Here is a 20,275-nt window from a genome sequence, read left to right on the forward strand (position 1 = left end):
CTGTACGGTTGAATTCCCCCGACCATTGTGAGACAAAATGCTCCAGGTCGGGGCGCAAAGCCCCGCAGGTCAGGCAAGGTGCCGGTGAGACCTCGGGGCTTTTTGCATTTGCAGGATAGCGTGTCACATTGCAGGGGACAGCATGTCAGAATCCGCCGGGCTCGGAACGCGCCTCAGGGTCATCAGGGAGTTTTACGGGTGGTCGCAGAGGGAGCTGGGCAAGCGCGCCGGTGTGCCCAACAGTGCCATCTCGGTCATCGAGCAAGGGACAGTCAGCCCCTCCATTCAATCGCTGGAGAAAGTCCTGAAAGGCTTTCCTCTGAGTCTGCCGGATTTTTTCGCCATTGATATCCAGAATTGTCATGCGCGGGTGGCACATACCGATGCGGACAGTGCCACACGAAATCACGCCGTACATTACCATCCGGCGAAAGAGGGGGGCGGCCATGAGCTCTACTTGCGCACCTATTGCCGCAGCCCGGCAGATCCGCCACTAAACCTGTTATCCCGGGGGCAAACCCTGGTGTTGCTGTTGCGGGGCGAGGCCATGTACCGCTCTACCGGGTCCGAGCATCACCTGCGTGCAGGCAGCAGCCTCTCCCTCAACGGGATAGCACCTTTCAGGCTGGAGCCGGAACAGAATGACACCGAGTGGGTTGTAGCCTGCCTGCCAAAAGTGGTGGGCTAGCCCATGCCAGCCAGTCCGGCGGCAATTGACTGTCAAATTGGGGTGTACTTCCGAATTCAAACTAGTGTTTAATTACATCTTTCACCCACTGCCAGCAGAAGAGGTCGTTTATGATGTTTGAAGGCAAGTCGGTCAGGCTCACTGCCCTTGAGGAGCCGGGTGTTGTCGAGCTGTGTTTCGACAACCAGGCAGAGTCGGTTAACAAGTTCGATACACAGACGGTTGCCGAATTAGAGCAGGCCATCACCCTGCTGGAGTCCACCGCGGATCTGCGCGGTGTGCTCGTAACCAGCGCCAAACCCGTGTTCGTGGTCGGTGCGGACATCACCGAGTTTGTGCCCCTGTTCAAGACCGGGCCCGAGAATGCCGGTGACCATCTGGCAAAGAACAACATCAACTTCAACCGTATTGAGGACCTTAAAGCGCCGGTGGTAGTGGCCATTAATGGTTTCGCCCTGGGGGGCGGGCTGGAGTTCTGCCTGGCCTGTGATTACCGGGTGATGGCGGCGTCTGCAAAAATCGGTATGCCGGAAACCAAGCTGGGCCTGATTCCCGGGTGGGGCGGAACAGTGCGTCTGCCCCGTCTGGCGGGCTGCGAAACGGCGGTAGAGTGGATCGCCGCCGGTGCCGAGCAGCGCGCCGACGCAGCCCTCAAGGCCAGGGTGGTTGATGGTGTTGTGGCCGACGACGCACTGCGTGAAGCAGCCCTGAATGTCCTGTCACAGTGTATCAACGGGTCCCTGGATTACGAGGCCCGCCGCGAGCAGAAGAAGGCGCCACTGCAGCTGAACGACATCGAATCCCTGATGACTTTCTTTACCTCCGCAGCCTTCGTCGGTGCCCAGGCAGGCCCCAACTATCCCGCCCCGGTGGTTGCAGTGAAGTCGATGGAGAAGGCTGCCAAGCTCGGCAGGGATGAGGCACTTGAGGTGGAGAAGGCGGGCTTTATCAAGGTCGCCAGCACGGAGGTGGCCAAGTCCCTGGTGGGCCTGTTCCTCAGCGACCAGCTGCTGGGCAAAAAGGCCCGGGATTGGGAAAAGAAAGCCAGCAAACCTGTCACTTCTGCTGCGGTACTGGGCGCCGGCATTATGGGGGGCGGAATCGCTTACCAGTCAGCATTGAAAAATGTGCCAGCGAAGATGAAGGATATTGCCCAGGCGGGCCTGGATCTGGGTATGGCTGAAGCCAGCAAGCTGCTCAGCAAGCGGGTTTCCCGTGGCCGTTTAACACCAGCCAAAATGGGCGAGATCCTGAGTCGCATCCATCCCACCCTGAGCTATGACGGCTTTGGCGATATCGATATTGTGGTCGAGGCCGTGGTAGAGAATCCCAAGGTCAAGCACGCTGTGCTGGCGGATGTGGAAACCCGGGTCTCTTCCGACACCGTTATTGCCTCCAACACGTCATCTATTTCCATCAGCTATCTGGCCCAGGCGCTGAGTCGCCCGGAAAATTTCTGTGGGATGCACTTCTTCAACCCCGTCCATGCCATGCCTCTGGTAGAGGTAATTCGCGGGGAGAAGACCTCAGATGAAGCGGTGGCGCGCACTGTCGCCTACGCCAACGCCATGGGCAAGAAAGCCATTGTGGTCAAAGACTGCCCGGGCTTTCTCGTGAACCGGGTCCTGTTCCCGTATTTTGCCGGCTTTGCCGGGCTGGTCAGGGACGGTGCGGATTTCGAAAAAGTCGACAAAGTCATGGAGAAGTGGGGCTGGCCAATGGGGCCTGCCTACCTGCTGGATGTGGTTGGTATCGATACCGGTTGTCACGCCGAAGAGGTGATGGCAGAGGGTTTCCCTGACCGTATGGCCAAGAGCTATAAGACTGCTGCAGACGTCATGTTTGAAAACAATCGCTATGGCCAGAAAAACGGCCACGGTTTTTATTCCTATGAAACCGACAAGAAGGGCAAACCCCGGAAAGTGGCAACCCAGGAGGCTTATGACCTGATTGCGCCGGTGTGTGGGGAAACTCGCGAATTTACCGACGAGGAGATCATCATGCGCATGATGATACCCATGGCCACCGAACTGGCACGTTGCCTGGAAGAGGGGATTGTTGGCAGTGCAGCCGAAGCCGACATGGCCCTGATTTACGGGCTCGGTTTTCCTCCCTTCCGCGGCGGGGTATTCCGTTGGCTGGATAGCTTGGGCATGTCTGAATTTGTCGCGCTGAGTGACCAATATCAGGGTCTTGGCAAGCTTTACGAAGCCACTGACAACCAGCGCGCCATGGCCGCCGCTGGTGACAGCTATTACGCCTGACCGCGGACAGTATTACAGGAGACGACAAAGTGAGTTTGAATCCAAGAGATGCAGTGATTGTAGATTTCGCGCGCAGTGCCATGGGGCGCTCCCGCAACGGCTGTTTCCGCAATGTGCGTGCTGACGATCTCAGCGCCCAGGTTATCAAGGGCTTGCTGGCGCGACACCCGCAGCTGGACCCGGCTTCCATCGATGACCTGATCTGGGGCTGTGTTATGCAGCGGGAAGAGCAGGCGATGAACATTGCACGCATGATTGGCTTGCTGGCCGGCTTGCCACACACCGTGCCGGCACAGACGGTTAACCGCCTGTGCGGGTCTTCCATGTCTGCCATGCATACGGCAGCTGCCAGCGTTATGGCCGGGTTGGGCGATGTTTATCTGGTGGGTGGCGTGGAGCACATGGGCCACATCAGCATGATGGAAGGCATAGATCCCAATCCGTTGATGGGACTGTCGGTCGCCAAGGCGGCGGGCAGTATGGGCCTGACCGCAGAGATGGTGGCACTGTTGCACGGCGTTACCCGGGAGGCGATGGATGAGTTTTCTGCCCGTTCCCACCGGCTCGCAGCCAAGGCCCGGGCGGAAGGTAAATTTGCCCGCGAGATTATCCCGGTCATGGGGCATGACGAAAACGGCGTGCCTTTCATGGTGACGGACGACGAAACCATTCGTCCCGAGACCACGGTGGAGGCGCTGGCCAAATTACCACCTGCCTTTAACCCCAAAGGAGGGCTGGTAACTGCGGGCTCTTCGTCGCAGGTGACCGATGGTGCCTCTGCGATGGTGATCATGTCAGCGCAAAAGGCGCAGGAGCTTGGCCTGAGCCCCATTGCCAAAATCACGGCCATGACGCTGGCGGGTGTAGACCCCTCCATCATGGGTTATGGGCCGGTCCCGTCCACCCAGAAGGCACTGAAGCAGCTGGGCATGGGTATCAGCGATGTCGATTACATGGAGCTCAATGAGGCGTTTGCGGCACAGGCTATTCCGGTCCTCAAGGACCTGGGTATCCTTGACGACATGGAGCAAAAGGTGAACGTGCACGGTGGCGCCATCGCGCTGGGTCACCCTTTTGGTTGTTCCGGTGTGCGCATCAGCGGCTCTCTGCTGAATGTCATGGAGGACCGCGACCTGACGGTTGGCATCTCCACCATGTGTATTGGTCTGGGGCAGGGCATTACTACCGTGGTAGAGCGGATCGCCTGACGAAGCGGGTCAAAAATTCCCGTTAGCCTGAGACGAAGGCGGAGTCCCAATTGGGGCTCCGCCTTTTTCATTTTGTCCGCTCACTTTGTGGCCAACCTCGTGTCTGTTATTATCGCGCCCCCTTCAGCGCGGCCCAGCGGCCGGAATGCGGAGATTTCTGTGCACCACACACTGTCCTTTAAAGACTCCGACGCTGCTCGTGCCTGTTCCGGAACCGGGTTGTGGCCATTACCCCAGGTGCACCCTGAGCTGGAAAGCTGTGTCCGTCTGCTGGTGCGATTGTGGTACGCGCTGCTGTTGGTGTTGTGCAGCCCGATCCTGCCGGCGTCAGCTGAAATGGCACCATCCACACCCGCACTCTGGCAGGTGGACTCCCGGGATGGGCAGGGCCGTCTTTATTTATTGGGTTCCATCCATTTTGGCAATCCGGGGCTCTATCCGCTCCCGTCTTACGTCAACCAGGCATTCAAGGACAGTGAGGTTCTGGCAGTTGAGCTGGACCCGCAGAGGCTGGATCCGGCTGAAGTATCGCTGGTACTCACCAATTATGGCCGCTTGCCGACCGGGCAGCTGCTTAAGGATTATCTGCCGGAGAGCGATTGGCACAAGCTGCAGGCATTACTTAACGCTTCCGGACTACCGGCCGAGACCATGCAACGCCTCAAACCCTGGCTGGTCGCGGTGCAGCTGACAGCGGCCCAGGTACGACGTGCCGGCTTCAGCGAAGGCTATGGCATCGATCGCCATTTCCTGACACTGGCGCGCCACCCCGAAGCGCCAAAACAGATTCTGGAGCTGGAGAGCTTCCGCCAGCAGATGGCGATGTTTGATGGGTTATCACACCGCGCCCAGGTGGAGTTTCTGCTGCAGAGTCTGGAGGACAGTGAGCTGGCTCCCAGGACGCTGGATCAACTGATCAAAGCCTGGCGCAAGGGCGATCAACAGGCCCTGGAAGGCCTGGTTGCCGAGGCGTTCGGCACCGACACGACGCCCTTGTACGATAGGGTGTTCGTTCGTCGCAACGACCTGATGCAGGAACGGCTGCTTGCGGAGCTCCGTCGGGGAGAGCGCCTGTTCGTTGTGGTGGGCGCAGGTCATGTTGTTGGAGACGACGGCCTGGTAGCGCGTTTCCGGGCTCTGGGCTATACCGTTCAACGCCTGCAATAGCCTTGCTGGCCGGGCCTCGGTTGAATGCTGCAGGCGAGTGTGGCAAAATCTGCTGCCCTTGATAGAGCCAATGTCATTTTTCATCCAATATTTGCATGAAAATCAAAGTGTTGCAGACACTTCATGAGAGACGTTGTGAGCTTTATTGGGTAACGCGGACGTGGCGGAATTGGTAGACGCGCCAGGTTTAGGTTCTGGTATCGCAAGATGTGAGAGTTCAAGTCTCTCCGTCCGCACCACAATAGTTAAAGGTTTTTGAGGTGCTTGTTCCGCGGGACGGGCACTATAAATCGAACAGACACCGACTCAGGCTTATCCTGATTTTCACGAGGAACACCATGCAGGTTTCAATCGAGACAACCACCGGTCTGGAACGCCGTATGACCGTAGGCATCCCAGCCGAGCAAGTAGATACTGAAGTTAACAAGCGCCTGCAGCAAGCCGCTAAGACTGTCCGCCTCAATGGTTTCCGCAAGGGCAAGGTCCCGATGAAAGTGGTTAAGCAGCGTTTTGGCGCTGGTGTTCGCCAGGAAGTGCTGGGCGAAGTTATCAACCGCTCTTTCTATGAAGCCGTGCAGAAGGAGTCTGTTAAGCCGGCAGGTCAGCCTTCCATCGAGCCGAAAGAGATGGCCGAAGGCAAGGATTTCGAGTTTGTTGCTACTTTCGAGGTCTACCCCGAAGTGACTCTCGCTGACACCAGCGGCTTTGAAATCACCAAGTTGGTTGCCACCGTTGAAGATGCCGATATCGACAAGATGATCGACGTACTGCGCAAGCAGCAGGCAGAGTGGCAGGTGGCTGAGCGCGCTGCAGCCGATGGCGACCAGGTGGATATCGACTTTACCGGCACCAAAGACGGTGAAGAGTTTGCCGGTGGCAAAGGCGAAGGCCACAAACTGGTGCTGGGTTCCGGCAGCATGATTCCGGGCTTTGAAGACGGTATCGTTGGTATGAGCGCCGGTGAAGAGAAGGTTCTGGCCTTGTCCTTCCCTGAGGACTACCACGCCGAAGAGCTCAAGGGTGCAGCTGTAGAGTTCGCCGTTAAGGTGAATTCCGTTTCCGCACAGGAGCTGCCTGAACTGAACGCAGACTTCTTCTCCAAGTATGGCGTTGAAGGCGACGACCTGCAGGCGTTCCGCGACGAAGTTCGCAAGAACATGGAGCGTGAGCTGAAGAATGCTGCCAAGAGCAAGCTCAAGAACCAGGTCATGGACAAGCTTATCGAAGCCAACGAAGTAGAGCTGCCAAAAGCTCTGGTTGAGGGCGAAGTTGAAGCCCTGCGTAACCAGATGATGCAGCAGTTCGGTGGCCCCCAGCCGCAGCTGGACCTGAAGGCTCTGCTGCCCGACGAGATGTTCCGCGAGCAGGCCGAGCGTCGTGTGGCCCTGGGTCTGCTGGTTGGCGAGCTGGTCAAGTCCGCCGAGATCAAAGTGGACGGCGATCGTGTTCGTAGCATGGTGGAAGAAATGGCTGCCGCCTATCAGGATCCTGAAGAAGTGGTGAACTACTACTTCTCCAACCAGCAGCTGCTGAGTGGCGTTGAGTCCGTGGTTCTGGAAGACCAGGTGGTTGATCATATCCTGGCAACCGCTAAAGTTTCGGAAGAGCAAAGCTCCTACGAAGAGGCGGTAAAACCTGCCCAAAACGCTGAGTAAATCTCGGCTGAGTTGATTACAATCTGCTCAAAGATTGCCGCGAAAAACTCATTTCGCGGCAATCTCCCCCCAATTCCACACACATTAGTGGATTATCTTTTCCGCAAGGTTTAAGCTCGAAGCATAGGTAGCAGTGGAGAAATTCCCCTGTGGGTTTCCTGGAGCTTGTAGACTAAGGAACTGATAAATCCCATGGCAACATTCGACTTTACCCCTCCCAATCTCGACATTCGCGGCGCCGGCGGCCTTGTGCCAATGGTTATCGAACAGACCGCCCGCGGTGAACGCTCTTTTGATATTTACTCCCGCCTCCTGAAGGAGCGTGTTATTTTTCTGGTCGGCACTGTTGAAGATCACATGGCCAACCTGGTGGTTGCACAGCTGCTGTTCCTCGAAGCTGAAAACCCTGACAAAGACATCCATCTTTATATTAACTCCCCCGGCGGATCTGTAACTGCGGGTCTCTCTATTTACGACACCATGCAATTCATCAAGCCAGACGTCAGTACCATGTGTATTGGCCAGGCCTGCAGCATGGGCGCGTTTTTGCTCAGCGCCGGCGCCAAGGGCAAGCGCTACTGCCTGCCTAATGCCCGCACGATGATTCACCAACCAAGTGGTGGTGCCCAGGGCCAGGCTTCCGACATTCACATCCATGCCCAGGAAATCCTCAAGATGCGTCAGCGCCTGAACGAGATCATGGCCGGCCACTGCGGCAAGGACGTTGAACAGATCGCCCGCGATACCGAACGTGACAATTTCATGAGTGCTTACGAGTCCAGAGACTACGGCCTGGTGGACGAGGTACTGGAGAAGAGGGGAGGCTGAGAACCGCTCAAATAAGATCAGCACGGCCATGCAGATTTGGCTAAACTGACAGGGCCAGTTGATCGGCGGCAATAGCTGCCGGTTATAAACCTGCAAGGCTTTAAAGCTTTTAGCGATTATCACGGCGGCTAATGCGCCATTCACCATGGACTTTGGTCGCTACGACTTGAAATATGAAGCCATTGACAGCATTGTAAAAGCTGATGTGGTGCTGATAGTTGGTTTTACGGAGAGGTTTAATGACCGATAGCAAAGACACTGGGGAAGACAACGGCAAACTGCTGTATTGTTCATTCTGCGGCAAGAGCCAGCATGAAGTTCGCAAGCTGATAGCCGGCCCCTCGGTCTTTATCTGTGATGAGTGTGTGGATCTCTGCAACGACATCATCCGCGAAGAAATTCAGGAGAGCGCTGCAGAGGGTGCCAGTGAGCGCCTTCCTACACCTGCCGAGATAGCCAAAATCCTTGATGAGTATGTGATTGGGCAGCAACGTGCCAAGAAAGTGCTGGCAGTTGCGGTTTACAACCACTACAAACGTCTGCGTTTTGGCGAGCGTAAAAAGGACAAGGATGAGGTCGAGCTCGGCAAGAGCAACATCCTCATGGTTGGTCCAACCGGTAGTGGTAAGACACTGCTGGCAGAGACCCTTGCACGCTTGCTGAACGTGCCTTTCACCATTGCAGATGCCACCACCCTGACCGAAGCCGGTTACGTGGGTGAGGACGTCGAGAACATCATCCAGAAACTGCTGCAAAAGTGCGATTACGATGTGGAGAAAGCCCAGCAGGGCATCGTCTATATCGATGAAATCGACAAGATTTCCCGCAAATCCGACAACCCATCAATTACCCGGGATGTCAGTGGTGAGGGTGTGCAGCAGGCACTGCTGAAACTCATTGAGGGCACCGTTGCCTCGGTACCTCCTCAGGGTGGACGCAAGCATCCGCAGCAGGAATTCCTGCAAGTGGACACCTCCAACATTCTGTTCATTTGTGGCGGTGCATTTGCCGGGCTGGACAAAGTTATTCGTGATCGCTCCGAGAAAAGTGGCATCGGTTTCAGTGCTCAGGTTAAAAGCAAGCAGGCGGGCAAAGATGTCGGCGAGACCTTTAAAGAGCTCGAGCCTGAAGACCTGGTGAAGTATGGCCTGATTCCCGAGTTTGTCGGGCGTCTGCCGGTTATTGCCACTCTGGAGGAGCTGGACCTTGAGGCGCTGGTGCGCATCCTGACCGAACCGAAGAATGCGCTTACCAAGCAGTATGGCAAGCTGTTCGAGATGGAAGGCGTCGAAGTGGACTTCCGCAAAGATGCGCTGGAAGCCGTCGCCCGCAAGGCAATGGAGCGCAAGACCGGCGCGCGCGGACTGCGCTCCATCATGGAGTCTGTTTTGCTCGACACCATGTATCGCATTCCTTCGGAAGACAGCGTCTCCAAGGTTGTCGTGGACGAGTCTGTCATTAACGGTGAGTCCGAGCCATTACTGGTGTACGAAACCAGCGAGGCCGAGCTGGCTCCGCCCCAGCAAAAAGTGGCTCCGGAAGATTGATCGATCCGCTGGAACACCAGACAGATCGAACAGCATCTGAACAGGAAGGGGCTCATTGAGCCCCTTTTTTTGTGTATTTATCCTGGGGGTCGTTGTATTTCTGCAACATTGCCCCCATTGTGTAAGTGGGCCCTTGCGCGCCCACCTTCTGAGAATTTTGATTTGTGGAATCAGGAAAGGCAGACATGAGCAATTTTGATATCCCCTTGTTGCCGTTGCGCGATGTGGTTGTGTACCCCCACATGGTTATCCCACTGTTCGTCGGCCGTAAGAAATCCATAGAAGCACTCGAAAAGGCCATGGCAGCAGACAAGCAGGTGCTGCTGTTGGCGCAACGTAATGCCTCTGACGACGATCCCACTGAGAGTGATCTCTACGAGATCGGTACTGTCTCTACCATTTTGCAGTTGCTCAAGCTTCCCGACGGTACCGTTAAGGTGCTGGTTGAAGGTGGCGACCGGGCACGTGTGACAGCTGTCGAAGAAGAGGAAGGTTATTTCCGGGCCGAAATCGATGTGCTGGACAGTGCCGAAGTGCCAGCGTCAGAAGCGGAAGCTCTGGTTCGTTCCGCGATGTCGCAGTTCGAACAGTATGTGAATCTGAGCAAGAAAGTGCCCACCGAAGTGATGACGTCGCTCTCCGGCATTGATGAGCCGGGTCGGTTGGCCGATACCATTGCCGCGCACATGAGCCTCGACCTGGAGCAGAAGCAGGCAATTCTGGAGATGATCGATATCCGAGATCGTCTCGAACACCTGTTGGGCCTGATGGCTGCAGAAATCGACCTGTTCCAGGTTGAGAAGCGTATCCGCGGCCGCGTCAAAAAACAGATGGAAAAGAGCCAGCGCGAGTACTACCTGAATGAGCAGATGAAGGCCATTCAGAAAGAGCTGGGCGAAATCACCGAAGAGCCCAACGAGCTGGAAGAGCTCGAGCAGAAAATTGCCGGCGCCAAAATGCCGCAGGAAGCCGAGCGCAAGACACGCGCCGAACTCTCCAAGTTGAAAATGATGTCACCGATGTCGGCCGAAGCCTCCGTTGTGCGTGCCTACATCGACTGGATGGTCAGTGTGCCCTGGTCCAAGCGCAGTAAAGTGCGCCACGATTTGGCTCGCGCAGAATCTGTGCTCGAAGCCGATCATTACGGTCTTGAAGAGGTAAAAGAGCGGATTCTTGAATACCTTGCGGTGCAGAAACGGGTCAAGAAGCTCAAAGGTCCAGTCCTGTGCCTGGTAGGTCCTCCCGGTGTCGGTAAAACATCACTGGGCGAGTCCATTGCCCGTGCCACCAATCGGGAATTTATCCGTATGGCTCTGGGTGGCGTTCGGGACGAAGCGGAGATCCGTGGTCACCGTCGCACCTACATTGGCTCTCTGCCCGGCAAACTGATCCAGAAGATGTCCAAGGTGGGCGTGAAAAACCCGCTTTTCCTGCTGGATGAAATCGACAAAATGGGCATGGATAACCGTGGGGACCCGGCCTCGGCTCTGCTGGAAGTGCTCGACCCGGAGCAGAACAACACCTTTAACGACCACTATCTTGAGGTCGACTACGACCTCTCCGAGGTGATGTTTATCTGTACCTCCAACTCCATGAACATTCCCGGTCCGCTGCTGGATCGTATGGAAGTGATCCGTATCCCGGGTTATACGGAAGACGAGAAGCTTAATATTGCCCTGCGTTACCTGTTACCCAAGCAGATGAAGAACAACGGCCTCAAGAATCAGGAGTTGACCGTTGATCAGGACGCAATCCTGGGCATTATCCGTTACTACACCCGTGAAGCTGGAGTTCGTGGCCTTGACCGCGAAATTGCCAAGCTTTGCCGCAAAATTGTCACCCGGCATGTAAAAGATGCCAGTATCAAGGTGGACAGGGTAACCGCCGACCAGCTTGAAGATTATCTCGGCGTGCGCAAGTTTGATTACGGCGTCGCCGAAGAGGAGAACCAGGTAGGGCAGGTGACTGGCCTGGCCTGGACGCAGGTGGGTGGCGAGCTGCTGACCATTGAGTCCTCTGCTGTCAAAGGCAAGGGGCGAATCATCAAGACCGGCTCCCTGGGTGACGTCATGCAGGAGTCCATCCAGGCCGCGTTGACAGTGGTACGCTCACGGTCCCAGGGGCTGGGTATCGCACCGGACTTTATCGACAACCACGATATTCATATTCACGTTCCTGAAGGTGCCACACCAAAAGATGGGCCCAGTGCCGGTATTGCGATGTGTACTACATTGGTATCGGTGCTGACCAATATTCCGGTACGGGCGGACGTGGCTATGACCGGTGAAATCACCCTGCGTGGCCAGGTGTTGCGAATTGGTGGTCTCAAGGAGAAGCTGCTGGCGGCCCACCGGGGTGGAATTAAAACCGTATTGATCCCCTACGAAAACGAGCGTGACCTGAAGGACATTCCTGACAACATCAAGGCGGATCTGACCATCATACCGGTCAAATGGATTGATGAAGTTCTGGAGGTGGCTCTGCAGCATATGCCGACCCCATACTCCGATGAGGAGTACCGGGCGCTGGAGGCAAAGGCGCAGACCGAAGGCAGTTCCAACCCTCGTATCAGCACCCACTAAACGCCCCGGTTTTCCTGCACCAGTGCCTTGTGCTGGTGCGGAAAACCGGCACGTTGCCTGTAATTTAAACAGTGTGAAATGCCTTCTTTTAATTGCCGCAAACTTGCCTTGACCGCCCCAAACGCAGTTGGTATAAAACGTCTTTCCTTGCAGCGAGCGGGCGTAGAGGCAGCAAAAGAGATTGCCTCCTTTCGAAATATTTCCCTGAAGGAACAACTGAATTCATCCGAATAACAAGGGGTTTTTTGTGAATAAATCTGAACTGATTGAAGCGGTTGCCGCTTCTGCCGACATTCCTAAAGCAGCTGCAGGTCGTGCCGTTGATGCCATGGTTGATGCCATCACCGGTGCCCTGAAGTCTGACGATCAGGTAGTGTTGGTAGGTTTTGGTACCTTTTCTGTGAAAGAGCGCGCCGCTCGTACCGGCCGTAACCCACAGACTGGCCAGCCGATTGAAATTGCAGCAGCCAAGATTCCAAGCTTCAAGCCTGGTAAGGCTCTGAAGGACGCTGTTAACTGATCGGTTACCGATTCAGGTTCAGCGCATAAGCGCCCGCAACAAAAGGGCGCTTCTCCGAAAAAAGGCGTATCTTCACAGATGCGCCTTTTTACTAACACGATAACGCGTATTCAAACCAGCCAAAGGTAATCTATGCTGCAGGCACTCAGGGATAACCTCAAAGGCACCTTTGCGATCCTAATTGTCGGCCTTATGGCCATTCCGTTCGTTTTATTTGGTGTCGATTCTCTTTTCATGCAAGACAGCAGTACCGGTAACGCTGCTGAGGTCAATGACACCCAGATTTCCGAACTGCAACTGCTAAGGGCAGTGCGTTTGCAGAAACAGCAATTACTGGAGCGCTTCGGCGACCAGGCGCCACCGGAATTGCTCAGTGAAGAAGCGCTGCGCGAGCCGGTGCTTAACCGTCTGGTACAGCGGGAGCTGCTGCGACAGGCCGCGGAAAAGGGCGGTTTGACCATTTCCAATGCCGAACTGGACAAGAATATTGTCCAAACCGTCCCTTTTCAGGAGAACGGCAGCTTCAGCCCACAGCGTTTCACCCAGCTGCTTGGAGCCATGGGCTATACCCCGGCCTCATATAAGGCACAGCTGCGCGAAGACGTCATCGTTAGCCAGCTGGGTAGCGGTATTGTCAGCAGCAGCCTGGCAGCCGAAGCCGAGCTGTATCACCTGGCCGCCTTGACCCAACAACAGCGCAGCTTCTATACCATTACCTTGCCGTACGAACCTGCAGCAGAACATACTGAGGTCTCTGCCGGGGAGATCAACGACTATTACAGTGCAAACGGTGGCCGTTTTATGGCCCCCGAGCAGGTTTCTGTTGAGTATATCGAGCTGAGCCTGGATGACCTTGCCGCCAACACCCCGGTGGATCCGGCGGATGTCAAAGCCCAGTACGATGCGGAAGTGGCTAATTTTGAGAAGCAGGTTCAACGCCATGTTGCCCATATCCTGATCGAGCCCAGTGATGAAGCCTCAGACAAGATTGCCGCGGTGCAGAAACGTCTGGACGCCGGTGAGTCGTTCGAACAAGTGGTGAAAGAGCTTTCCGAAGATGCGGGTTCCCGCGACTTTGGTGGTGACCTGGGTATGACCGACGGCACCAGCTTTCCGGAGGCGTTCGAGACCGCCGCTGCCAACCTGGAGGTCGGACAGGTATCCGGTCCGGTCGAAACGGATGCCGGCACGCATTTCATTAAACTGCTGAACGTGCAAAGTAGCGAGCCGCCAACGTTTGAGGAGGCCGAGGAGCGCATTCGCGACACTCTGGCCAGGGCGGCTGCAGAATCGGTTTACGCCGAATTGCTCAATGAGCTGCCTGATGCCACCTACAACGCCGCCAGCCTGGTCGACGCAGCGGGTACACTCGGTGTGGAAGCCAAGGAGTCGGAGCTGTTTGATCGCCGCGGTGGTGAGGGTGTGCTCTCCAACAATCAGGTGCTTGGGGTGGTTTTCAGCGATGAAGTGCTGCAGGAAGGTGTTGCCAGTGATGTCATTGAGGTCGGTGACAGCCACGTTGTGGTGGTGAAACTGAAACAGCATATACCGGCACAGGTTAAGCCTCTGGAAGAGGTACAGACCGAGATTGCCGACCTGCTGACCCGCCAGAAGGTCGAAGTAGCCCATGCCGCTGAAGCTGCAGACCTGATCGCCAAACTGCAGCAGGGTTCCGGCGTACAAGACACTGCCGAAGCCCAGGGGTTGCAGTGGCAGGCTCACCCGGAAGTGGCTCGTAATTCAGTAGAGGCGGATCCCGGGCTGTTGCAGCACGTATTCGAGCTGCCAAAGCCAGCTACCGACTCGGCAGTCACCAGTCAGGTAACACTGGACAATGGCGACACTGTGGTAATCCAGCTGACCGTGGTCAAACCAGGGCAGTTACTGGATTTCACAGCCGAGGAGATGGTCGCCCTGCAGCAGCGGTTCGCGCAGGAGATGGGCAATGTCGATATGGTGTTGTTCCAGAATGCGCTGCAGTCCAGAGCCGATGTAGAGATCTACTGATAGCTACGGTTTGCAATGCCATAAAAAGCCCGGCCAGTGCCGGGCTTTTTTGTTCTCCTTCGTCTGGCGGCAGTCGCAGCCCACGCGCCCGGGCAGCATGGGTCAGGCAAAGCTCGCAGCCAACAGGGTGCGGGTGTACTCTTCTTGTGGTTCGGAGAGCACCTGTGCGGCGCTACCGGCCTCAACAATCTCGCCGTTTTTCATAACCAGGATCTGGTGACTGATGGCGCGCACGACTTTCAGGTCGTGACTGATAAACAGGTAACTGAGCTGCCGTTCACGCTGCAACGATTTCAGCAGATCGATCACCTGTGCCTGCACCGCCTTATCCAGTGCTGAAGTGGGCTCGTCCAGAACCAGTATCTCAGGGTTGAGAATAATGGCTCGGGCAATGGCGATTCGCTGGCGTTGCCCGCCGGAAAACTCGTGAGGGTAGCGATGGCGGTCTGAGGGGTTCATCCCGACCTCCTGCATGACCGATTTCACCGCCTCCACGCGCTCCTGTGGTGACATCTGGCTGTGAACCAGCAGCCCCTCCTGGATAATCTCTTCGACAGTCATGCGAGGTGAGAGGCTGGCAAACGGATCCTGAAAGACGATTTGCAGGCGTGCGCGTAACGGGCGCATAAGCGCGTTACTCATCAGCTGCAGTTGATTCTGGCCGTAGTGAATCTCGCCGTTGCTGTTTATCAGGCGCAGTATGGCCTGTGCCAGCGTGGATTTACCGGAACCGCTCTCACCAACAATCCCCAGGGTCTCGCCGCGCCGCAGCTGCAGGTTTGCGCCTCGCACTGCTTGTAACCAGCGACGGGTTTTGCCCCAAAAGTTCTTCTGCAGGGGAAAGTTCACGCTGAGGTCCCTGGTGTGCAGGATAACCTGGGAGTCAGGCGCAATTTCCACGGCGTGCCCTTTGGCGTCGCTGTTGATCAGCATGCGCGTGTATTCATGAGCGGGTGCCGCAAACAACCCGGCGCAATCGGCGGTTTCCAGCAGCTTTCCGTGGCGCATGACAGCCACGCGTTGGGCCATGTGGCGCACCACGCCGAGATCATGGGTAATCAGCAGCATAGCCAATTGGCGATCGGCCTGAATCTGGCGTAGCAGGTCCAGGATCTCCCGCTGCACGGTAACATCCAGTGCAGTGGTTGGTTCGTCGGCAATAAGCAGTTCCGGCTCGTTGGCCAGCGCCATGGCAATCATTACACGCTGCCGCTGTCCACCGGACAATTCATGGGGATAAGCGCTCAGTCGCGAAGCCGGCTCCTGTATCTGCACCTGCTCTAGTAGTGAGAGCACCAGTGGGCGGGCTGCTGAGCGGGAGATACCCCGGTGCTGCATGATGACTTCGCTGATCTGCTTTTCCACCGTGTGCAGCGGGTTAAGTGCTGTCATCGGTTCCTGGAAAATCATGCCAATGCGGGAACCTCGCAAGCGACGCATCTTCTCCTGGCTGAGGTTAAGCAATGCTTGCCCGTCGAAGTGCACTTCGCCGCTGGGGTGGAACGCCATGGGGTAGGGCAGCAGGCGCATGATAGCGTAGGCGGTGACCGATTTGCCGGAGCCTGATTCGCCCACCAGTGCCAGGGTTTCGCCCCTGTCGATGCTGAATGAGACCTTGTCCACCACCAGGTGAGTACTCTCTCCCTGACGAAACGCCACACTCAAATCGGTGACTTGCAGCAGTGCCTGTTGTTCATTCATGGGGATCAGCCTTGCACAAGTCGTGGGTCGAAAGCGTCGCGTATGCCTTCACCGATAAACACCAGCAGTGTCAGCATCAGTGACAGCACGGTGAAGGCGGTAAGGGCCAGCCAGGGGGCCTGCAGGTTACTCTTGCCCTGAGCAACAAGCTCACCCAGTGATGGTGATCCGGGGGGCATACCGAAGCCGAGAAAATCCAGTGAGGTGAGGGTGGTGATGGCGCCGGTAATGAGGAACGGCGTCAGGGTCATGGTGGCCACCATCGCATTGGGGAGAATGTGTCGCCACATGATGGTGGCGTTGCCAACCCCGAGGGCTTTGGCAGCGCGAACGTATTCGAGGTTACGGCCACGGAGGAATTCGGCCCGAACTACATCCACCAGTGAGGTCCAGCTGAACAGAAGCATAATGCCCAGCAGCCACCAGAAATTGGGGGTCACAATGTTGGCCATTATGATCAGCAGGAACAGCACCGGCAGCCCGCCCCAGATTTCCAGGAAACGCTGCCCCAGAAGGTCGATACGGCCGCCGAAATAACCCTGCACGGCGCCGACAGCGACGCCCATTACACAGCTGCCAGCGGTTAGCACCAACGCAAACAGTATGGAGAGGCGGAATCCGTAGAGAACGCGCGCAAACACATCCCGTGCCTGGTCGTCAGTACCCAGCCAGTTGCGGCTGTCCGGAGGGGAGGGCGCCGGCTGGGACAGATCGGCCACGTGGGTGTCGTAGCTGAAATGAACCATGGGCCATAGCATCCAGCCGCGGCTGTTAATCAGGTCTACCACATAGGGGTCGCTGTAGTCCGCTTCGGTATCGAAGTCACCGCCAAAGGTAGTTTCGGGATAGTGCTGCAATACCGGGAAATAGAAGTCGTCACTGAAATGCACCAACAGTGGCTTGTCATTGGCGATAAACTCGGCGATCAATGACACGCTGAACAATACCACGAACAGTATCAGGCTCCAGCGAGCCCGTCGGTTGCGAAGAAAGGTTTTCCAGCGGCGCTGGTTAACAGGGCTCAGGGTAAAATTGCTCATGCGGTGTTATTTCCCCTGCGCTTCGAAATGGATACGGGGATCCACCAGAACATAGACCACGTCGGACATTAACTTCACCAGCAAGCCGATCAACGTAAATATGTACAAGGTGCCGAAAATAACCGGGTAGTCCCGTGTCTGTACCGCCTGGAAGCCCAGCAGCCCGATGCCATCCAGTGAAAAGATCACCTCAATCAGCAGGGAGCCGGTAAAGAAGATACCCACAAATGCAGCAGGAAAACCGGAGATGATAATCAGCATGGCGTTACGGAAAACGTGGCCATAGAGCACCTGGGATTCGCTCAGGCCTTTAGCCCGCGCTGTCTGCACGTACTGGCGGTTAATCTCGTCGAGAAAGGAGTTCTTGGTCAGCATGGTGAGGGTGGCAAAACCGCCGATGGTGTAGGCCAGCAAGGGGAGCGCCAGGTGCCAGAAATAATCAGCGATCTTGCCTGCCAGACTTAGTTCCTGGAAGTTATCGGACGTGAGTCCGCGCAACGGAAACCAGTCGAAGTAACTGCCGCCGGCAAAGAACACAATCAGGATAATGGCGAACAGGAAGCCCGGGATCGCGTAGCCTGCAATGATGATGCTGCTGCTCCACACATCAAACGCCGAGCCATGGCGCACCGCTTTGCGAATCCCCAGGGGAATGGAGACCAGGTAGATGATGATGGTGCTCCATAAGCCCAATGAAACAGAGACCGGCATCTTGTCCAGGATTAGCTGCCAAACCGATTGGTTGCGGAAAAAGCTCTCGCCAAAATCAAATTGCGCGTAACGGGTTAGCATATCGGTAAAGCGCTCCAGGGGTGGCTTGTCAAAGCCGTAGAGTGCTTCAATTTTGGCGATCACCTCCGGGGGCAGCCCTTGGGCCCCACGGTAGGGTGAGCCTGAGCTGGCAGTTTCGCCGCCGGAGCCTCCCAGTCGCGTGTTGACGCCGGCGGTACCGTGTCCCTCCAGCTGGAAAATCATCTGTTCAACGGGGCCGCCGGGTGCTGACTGCACAATCAGAAAATTGATCACCATGATGCCCAGCAAGGTCGGGATTATCAGCAACAGGCGCCGCAGAATGTATGTGCCCATCTATTAATGATCCTTTGGTCGCGGGGTGGTACTGGACTGCCACCAGGTCATGAGGCCGGTTTCATAACGGTAATCGTAGCTGGGCGAAACCTGCGGCCGGGAAAATTTGTTCCAGTAGGCAATACGGTGGCGGTCGATGTGCCAATGGGGAATCACGTAGTGCATGTGTAGCAGTACCCGGTCGAGGGCATGTGTGGCAGTAACCAGTTCCGCTTCGGAGTGGGCACTGATCACCTTGGCCACCAAGGCGTCCACTACCGGGTTGGCGATGCCCATAAAGTTGCGACTGCCGGCTACGGCGGCAGAGCGGGAGTCCCAGTAATCCCTCTGTTCAAAGCCGGGATTCAGCGACTGCTGGATCACCAGGGTCATGATGTCGTAATCAAAGCTGCGCTGGCGATTGATGTACTGCGATGCATCCACTACGCGTACGTTTGTCTGTATGCCAAGACGCGCCAGGTTTTTCACGAACGGGTTGGTGATACGTTTGAACGAGGGATCGTAGAGCATGAATTCGAAGCGCACCGGTGTGCCCTCCGGCGTATACAGCTGATCTTTCTTTACGTAATAACCGGCGTTATCCAGCAGTTGCTTGGCTTTGCGCAAGTTGCTGCGATTGTTGTCATTGCCGGAAGAGACCGGGGGACTATAGGGTTCGGTGAAGACCTCGGGCGGCAATTGGTCGCGATAGGGCTCCAGCAGGTTCAGCTCCTCCTCTGTTGGCAGGCCGGAGGAGGCGAGGAAGGAGTTGGAAAAATAACTGGCGCTGCGCTTATAGGCACCATAGAAAAGGTTGCGGTTGGTCCACTCAAAATCAAACGCCAACTCCATCGCCATGCGTAATTGGCGATCCTGAAACAGGGGGTTTCTCAGGTTGAGGGCGAACGCTTGCATGCCGGCCGGGTTACTGTGTGGAATCTCCTCACGAATCATGGTGCCGTTGCGCACTGCTGGTATGTCATAGGCTGTTGCCCACAACTTGGAGACACGCTCGTAACGGAAGTCGTATTCGCCTGCCTTGAAGGCCTCCAGTGCCACATCCTCATCCCGATAGTAATCGACGCTGATGCTGCGGAAATTAAACAACCCCTTACGGGTCGGGTTGTCTTCCGCCCAGTAGTTTTCCACGTGCTCGTAGCGTATCGAACGGCCGGGATCGGTGGAGACAATGCGGTAAGGGCCGCTTCCCAGAGGAACTTCGAGGCTAGAGCGGGAAAAATCCCGGCTTTCCCAAAAGTGCTTGGGTAACACCGGCAGCTGCCCGGCAATCATAACCATTTCGCGACTGGAGCCGGGCTTGAAGCGGAAGCGCACCCGCAGCCGATCCACCACTTCCACCTTCTCCACGTCGGAGTAGTAGAAACTGTAAAAGGGATTTCCTTTCTCCATCAACAGATGAAAACTGAAGACCACATCCGCTGCGGTTACCGCCTCGCCATCGTGCCAGCGAGCTTTGGGGTCGATCTGAAAGATAATCCAGGAGCGATCTTCCGGATACTCCATGCTCTTCGCCAGCAAACCGTATTGGGTATAGGGCTCATCGGCGGAGGCGACGGTGAGGCTGTCATAGATAAGACCCAGCTCGTCTGCCGGAGTGCCCTTGGCGATGTACGGATTAAGGCTGTCGTAAGTGCCCATGGCGTAGAGGCGCAATTGCCCCCCTTTAATGGCGTCCGGCGATGTGTAAGCGAAACGGCGGAATCCGGGGCCATACTTTGGCTCGTCATGCATAGCGATGGCATGAGCGCGAATAATCCTGGAGGAGGGGTCAGAGGCAGCGGCACCGATGGTGTACAGCAGGCAGAGGAGCAGTGTCAGAAGTGTTCTGCAGTGTTGGTATCGACCCATATATATTCCATGTCAGGTTGCTCGTGTTGGCAGCCAATATGACTCAAGGTTACGGATTTATATCCCTGATTCCAAGCGGCCAAGGTGTAAAGGGAGCGCATTGGTTGAGCGGGAGCTGAGTTTCGGTAGCGGTT

14 protein-coding genes and 1 tRNA gene are annotated in these 20,275 nt (G+C 56.3%); 11 read left to right on the forward strand and 4 right to left on the reverse strand.

Annotation, left to right across the window (positions count from 1 at the left end):
- Positions 1–142: 142 nt before the first annotated feature.
- The 11 genes from GSF27_RS03020 (at position 143) to GSF27_RS03070 (ending at position 14,466) form a co-directional block, all read left to right on the forward strand.
- The gene (locus GSF27_RS03020; protein ID WP_160965571.1) at positions 143–688 is read left to right on the forward strand and encodes a helix-turn-helix domain-containing protein; all 546 of its coding nucleotides are present in this window, start codon (positions 143–145) and stop codon (positions 686–688) included.
- Between the two features lie 110 nt (positions 689–798).
- Positions 799–2,952 carry a fatty acid oxidation complex subunit alpha FadB gene (fadB, locus tag GSF27_RS03025; RefSeq protein ID WP_160965573.1) on the forward strand — a complete coding sequence of 718 codons (2,154 nt, stop codon included), beginning with the start codon at positions 799–801 and terminating at the stop codon, positions 2,950–2,952.
- 29 nt (positions 2,953–2,981) lie between these two features.
- Positions 2,982–4,160 (forward strand): acetyl-CoA C-acyltransferase FadA, encoded by a 1,179-nt coding sequence (gene fadA / locus GSF27_RS03030; RefSeq protein ID WP_160965575.1) that lies wholly within the window; start codon positions 2,982–2,984, stop codon positions 4,158–4,160.
- Between the two features lie 159 nt (positions 4,161–4,319).
- Positions 4,320–5,327, forward strand: coding sequence for a TraB/GumN family protein (locus tag GSF27_RS03035; RefSeq protein ID WP_160965577.1), 1,008 nt, complete (start codon positions 4,320–4,322; stop codon positions 5,325–5,327).
- Between the two features lie 154 nt (positions 5,328–5,481).
- A tRNA-Leu gene (locus tag GSF27_RS03040) sits at positions 5,482–5,566 on the forward strand.
- 99 nt (positions 5,567–5,665) lie between these two features.
- Complete coding sequence (gene tig / locus GSF27_RS03045) at positions 5,666–6,982, forward strand: trigger factor (RefSeq protein ID WP_160965579.1); 1,317 nt, start codon at positions 5,666–5,668, stop codon at positions 6,980–6,982.
- A gap of 192 nt (positions 6,983–7,174) precedes the next feature.
- Positions 7,175–7,810, forward strand: a complete 636-nt coding sequence (clpP, locus tag GSF27_RS03050; protein WP_160965581.1) for an ATP-dependent Clp endopeptidase proteolytic subunit ClpP — start codon at positions 7,175–7,177, stop codon at positions 7,808–7,810.
- Between the two features lie 239 nt (positions 7,811–8,049).
- Positions 8,050–9,357: an ATP-dependent Clp protease ATP-binding subunit ClpX gene (clpX, locus tag GSF27_RS03055; protein ID WP_160965583.1), complete on the forward strand. Its 1,308-nt coding sequence runs from the start codon at positions 8,050–8,052 to the stop codon at positions 9,355–9,357.
- A gap of 185 nt (positions 9,358–9,542) precedes the next feature.
- The gene (lon, locus tag GSF27_RS03060) at positions 9,543–11,939 is read left to right on the forward strand and encodes an endopeptidase La (protein WP_160965585.1); all 2,397 of its coding nucleotides are present in this window, start codon (positions 9,543–9,545) and stop codon (positions 11,937–11,939) included.
- A 247-nt stretch (positions 11,940–12,186) separates the two neighbouring features.
- Positions 12,187–12,459 (forward strand): HU family DNA-binding protein, encoded by a 273-nt coding sequence (locus GSF27_RS03065; protein ID WP_160965587.1) that lies wholly within the window; start codon positions 12,187–12,189, stop codon positions 12,457–12,459.
- A 132-nt stretch (positions 12,460–12,591) separates the two neighbouring features.
- The gene (locus GSF27_RS03070; RefSeq protein ID WP_160965589.1) at positions 12,592–14,466 is read left to right on the forward strand and encodes a SurA N-terminal domain-containing protein; all 1,875 of its coding nucleotides are present in this window, start codon (positions 12,592–12,594) and stop codon (positions 14,464–14,466) included.
- Between the two features lie 102 nt (positions 14,467–14,568).
- Here GSF27_RS03070 and GSF27_RS03075 read toward each other — a convergent pair whose 3' ends face one another.
- From GSF27_RS03075 to GSF27_RS03090, 4 genes are read right to left on the reverse strand one after another with little or no spacing between them, the layout of a single operon-like run.
- Positions 14,569–16,167 carry an ABC transporter ATP-binding protein gene (locus GSF27_RS03075; protein ID WP_160965591.1) on the reverse strand — a complete coding sequence of 533 codons (1,599 nt, stop codon included), beginning with the start codon at positions 16,165–16,167 and terminating at the stop codon, positions 14,569–14,571.
- Between the two features lie 5 nt (positions 16,168–16,172).
- Positions 16,173–17,207: an ABC transporter permease gene (locus tag GSF27_RS03080; RefSeq protein WP_160965593.1), complete on the reverse strand. Its 1,035-nt coding sequence runs from the start codon at positions 17,205–17,207 to the stop codon at positions 16,173–16,175.
- A 6-nt stretch (positions 17,208–17,213) separates the two neighbouring features.
- Positions 17,214–18,293, reverse strand: coding sequence for a microcin C ABC transporter permease YejB (locus GSF27_RS03085; protein ID WP_160965595.1), 1,080 nt, complete (start codon positions 18,291–18,293; stop codon positions 17,214–17,216).
- A 3-nt stretch (positions 18,294–18,296) separates the two neighbouring features.
- Positions 18,297–20,141 carry an extracellular solute-binding protein gene (locus GSF27_RS03090; RefSeq protein WP_160965597.1) on the reverse strand — a complete coding sequence of 615 codons (1,845 nt, stop codon included), beginning with the start codon at positions 20,139–20,141 and terminating at the stop codon, positions 18,297–18,299.
- Between the last annotated feature and the right edge of the window lie 134 nt (positions 20,142–20,275).

The sequence above is a fragment of the Pseudomaricurvus sp. HS19 genome (assembly GCF_009857815.1).
Lineage (GTDB): Bacteria > Pseudomonadota > Gammaproteobacteria > Pseudomonadales > Cellvibrionaceae > Pseudomaricurvus.

Excerpts from the sequence above, each read along its gene's own strand:
- fadB (WP_160965573.1), top strand. The coding sequence starts at position 799 with ATGATGTTTGAAGGCAAGTCGGTCAGGCTCACTGCCCTTGAGGAGCCG.
- GSF27_RS03075 (WP_160965591.1), bottom strand. The coding sequence starts at position 16,167 with ATGAATGAACAACAGGCACTGCTGCAAGTCACCGATTTGAGTGTGGCG.
- lon (WP_160965585.1), top strand. The coding sequence starts at position 9,543 with ATGAGCAATTTTGATATCCCCTTGTTGCCGTTGCGCGATGTGGTTGTG.
- GSF27_RS03070 (WP_160965589.1), top strand. The coding sequence starts at position 12,592 with ATGCTGCAGGCACTCAGGGATAACCTCAAAGGCACCTTTGCGATCCTA.
- GSF27_RS03085 (WP_160965595.1), bottom strand. The coding sequence starts at position 18,293 with ATGGGCACATACATTCTGCGGCGCCTGTTGCTGATAATCCCGACCTTG.
- clpX (WP_160965583.1), top strand. The coding sequence starts at position 8,050 with ATGACCGATAGCAAAGACACTGGGGAAGACAACGGCAAACTGCTGTAT.
- GSF27_RS03080 (WP_160965593.1), bottom strand. The coding sequence starts at position 17,207 with ATGAGCAATTTTACCCTGAGCCCTGTTAACCAGCGCCGCTGGAAAACC.
- tig (WP_160965579.1), top strand. The coding sequence starts at position 5,666 with ATGCAGGTTTCAATCGAGACAACCACCGGTCTGGAACGCCGTATGACC.
- GSF27_RS03020 (WP_160965571.1), top strand. The coding sequence starts at position 143 with ATGTCAGAATCCGCCGGGCTCGGAACGCGCCTCAGGGTCATCAGGGAG.
- clpP (WP_160965581.1), top strand. The coding sequence starts at position 7,175 with ATGGCAACATTCGACTTTACCCCTCCCAATCTCGACATTCGCGGCGCC.
- GSF27_RS03090 (WP_160965597.1), bottom strand. The coding sequence starts at position 20,141 with ATGGGTCGATACCAACACTGCAGAACACTTCTGACACTGCTCCTCTGC.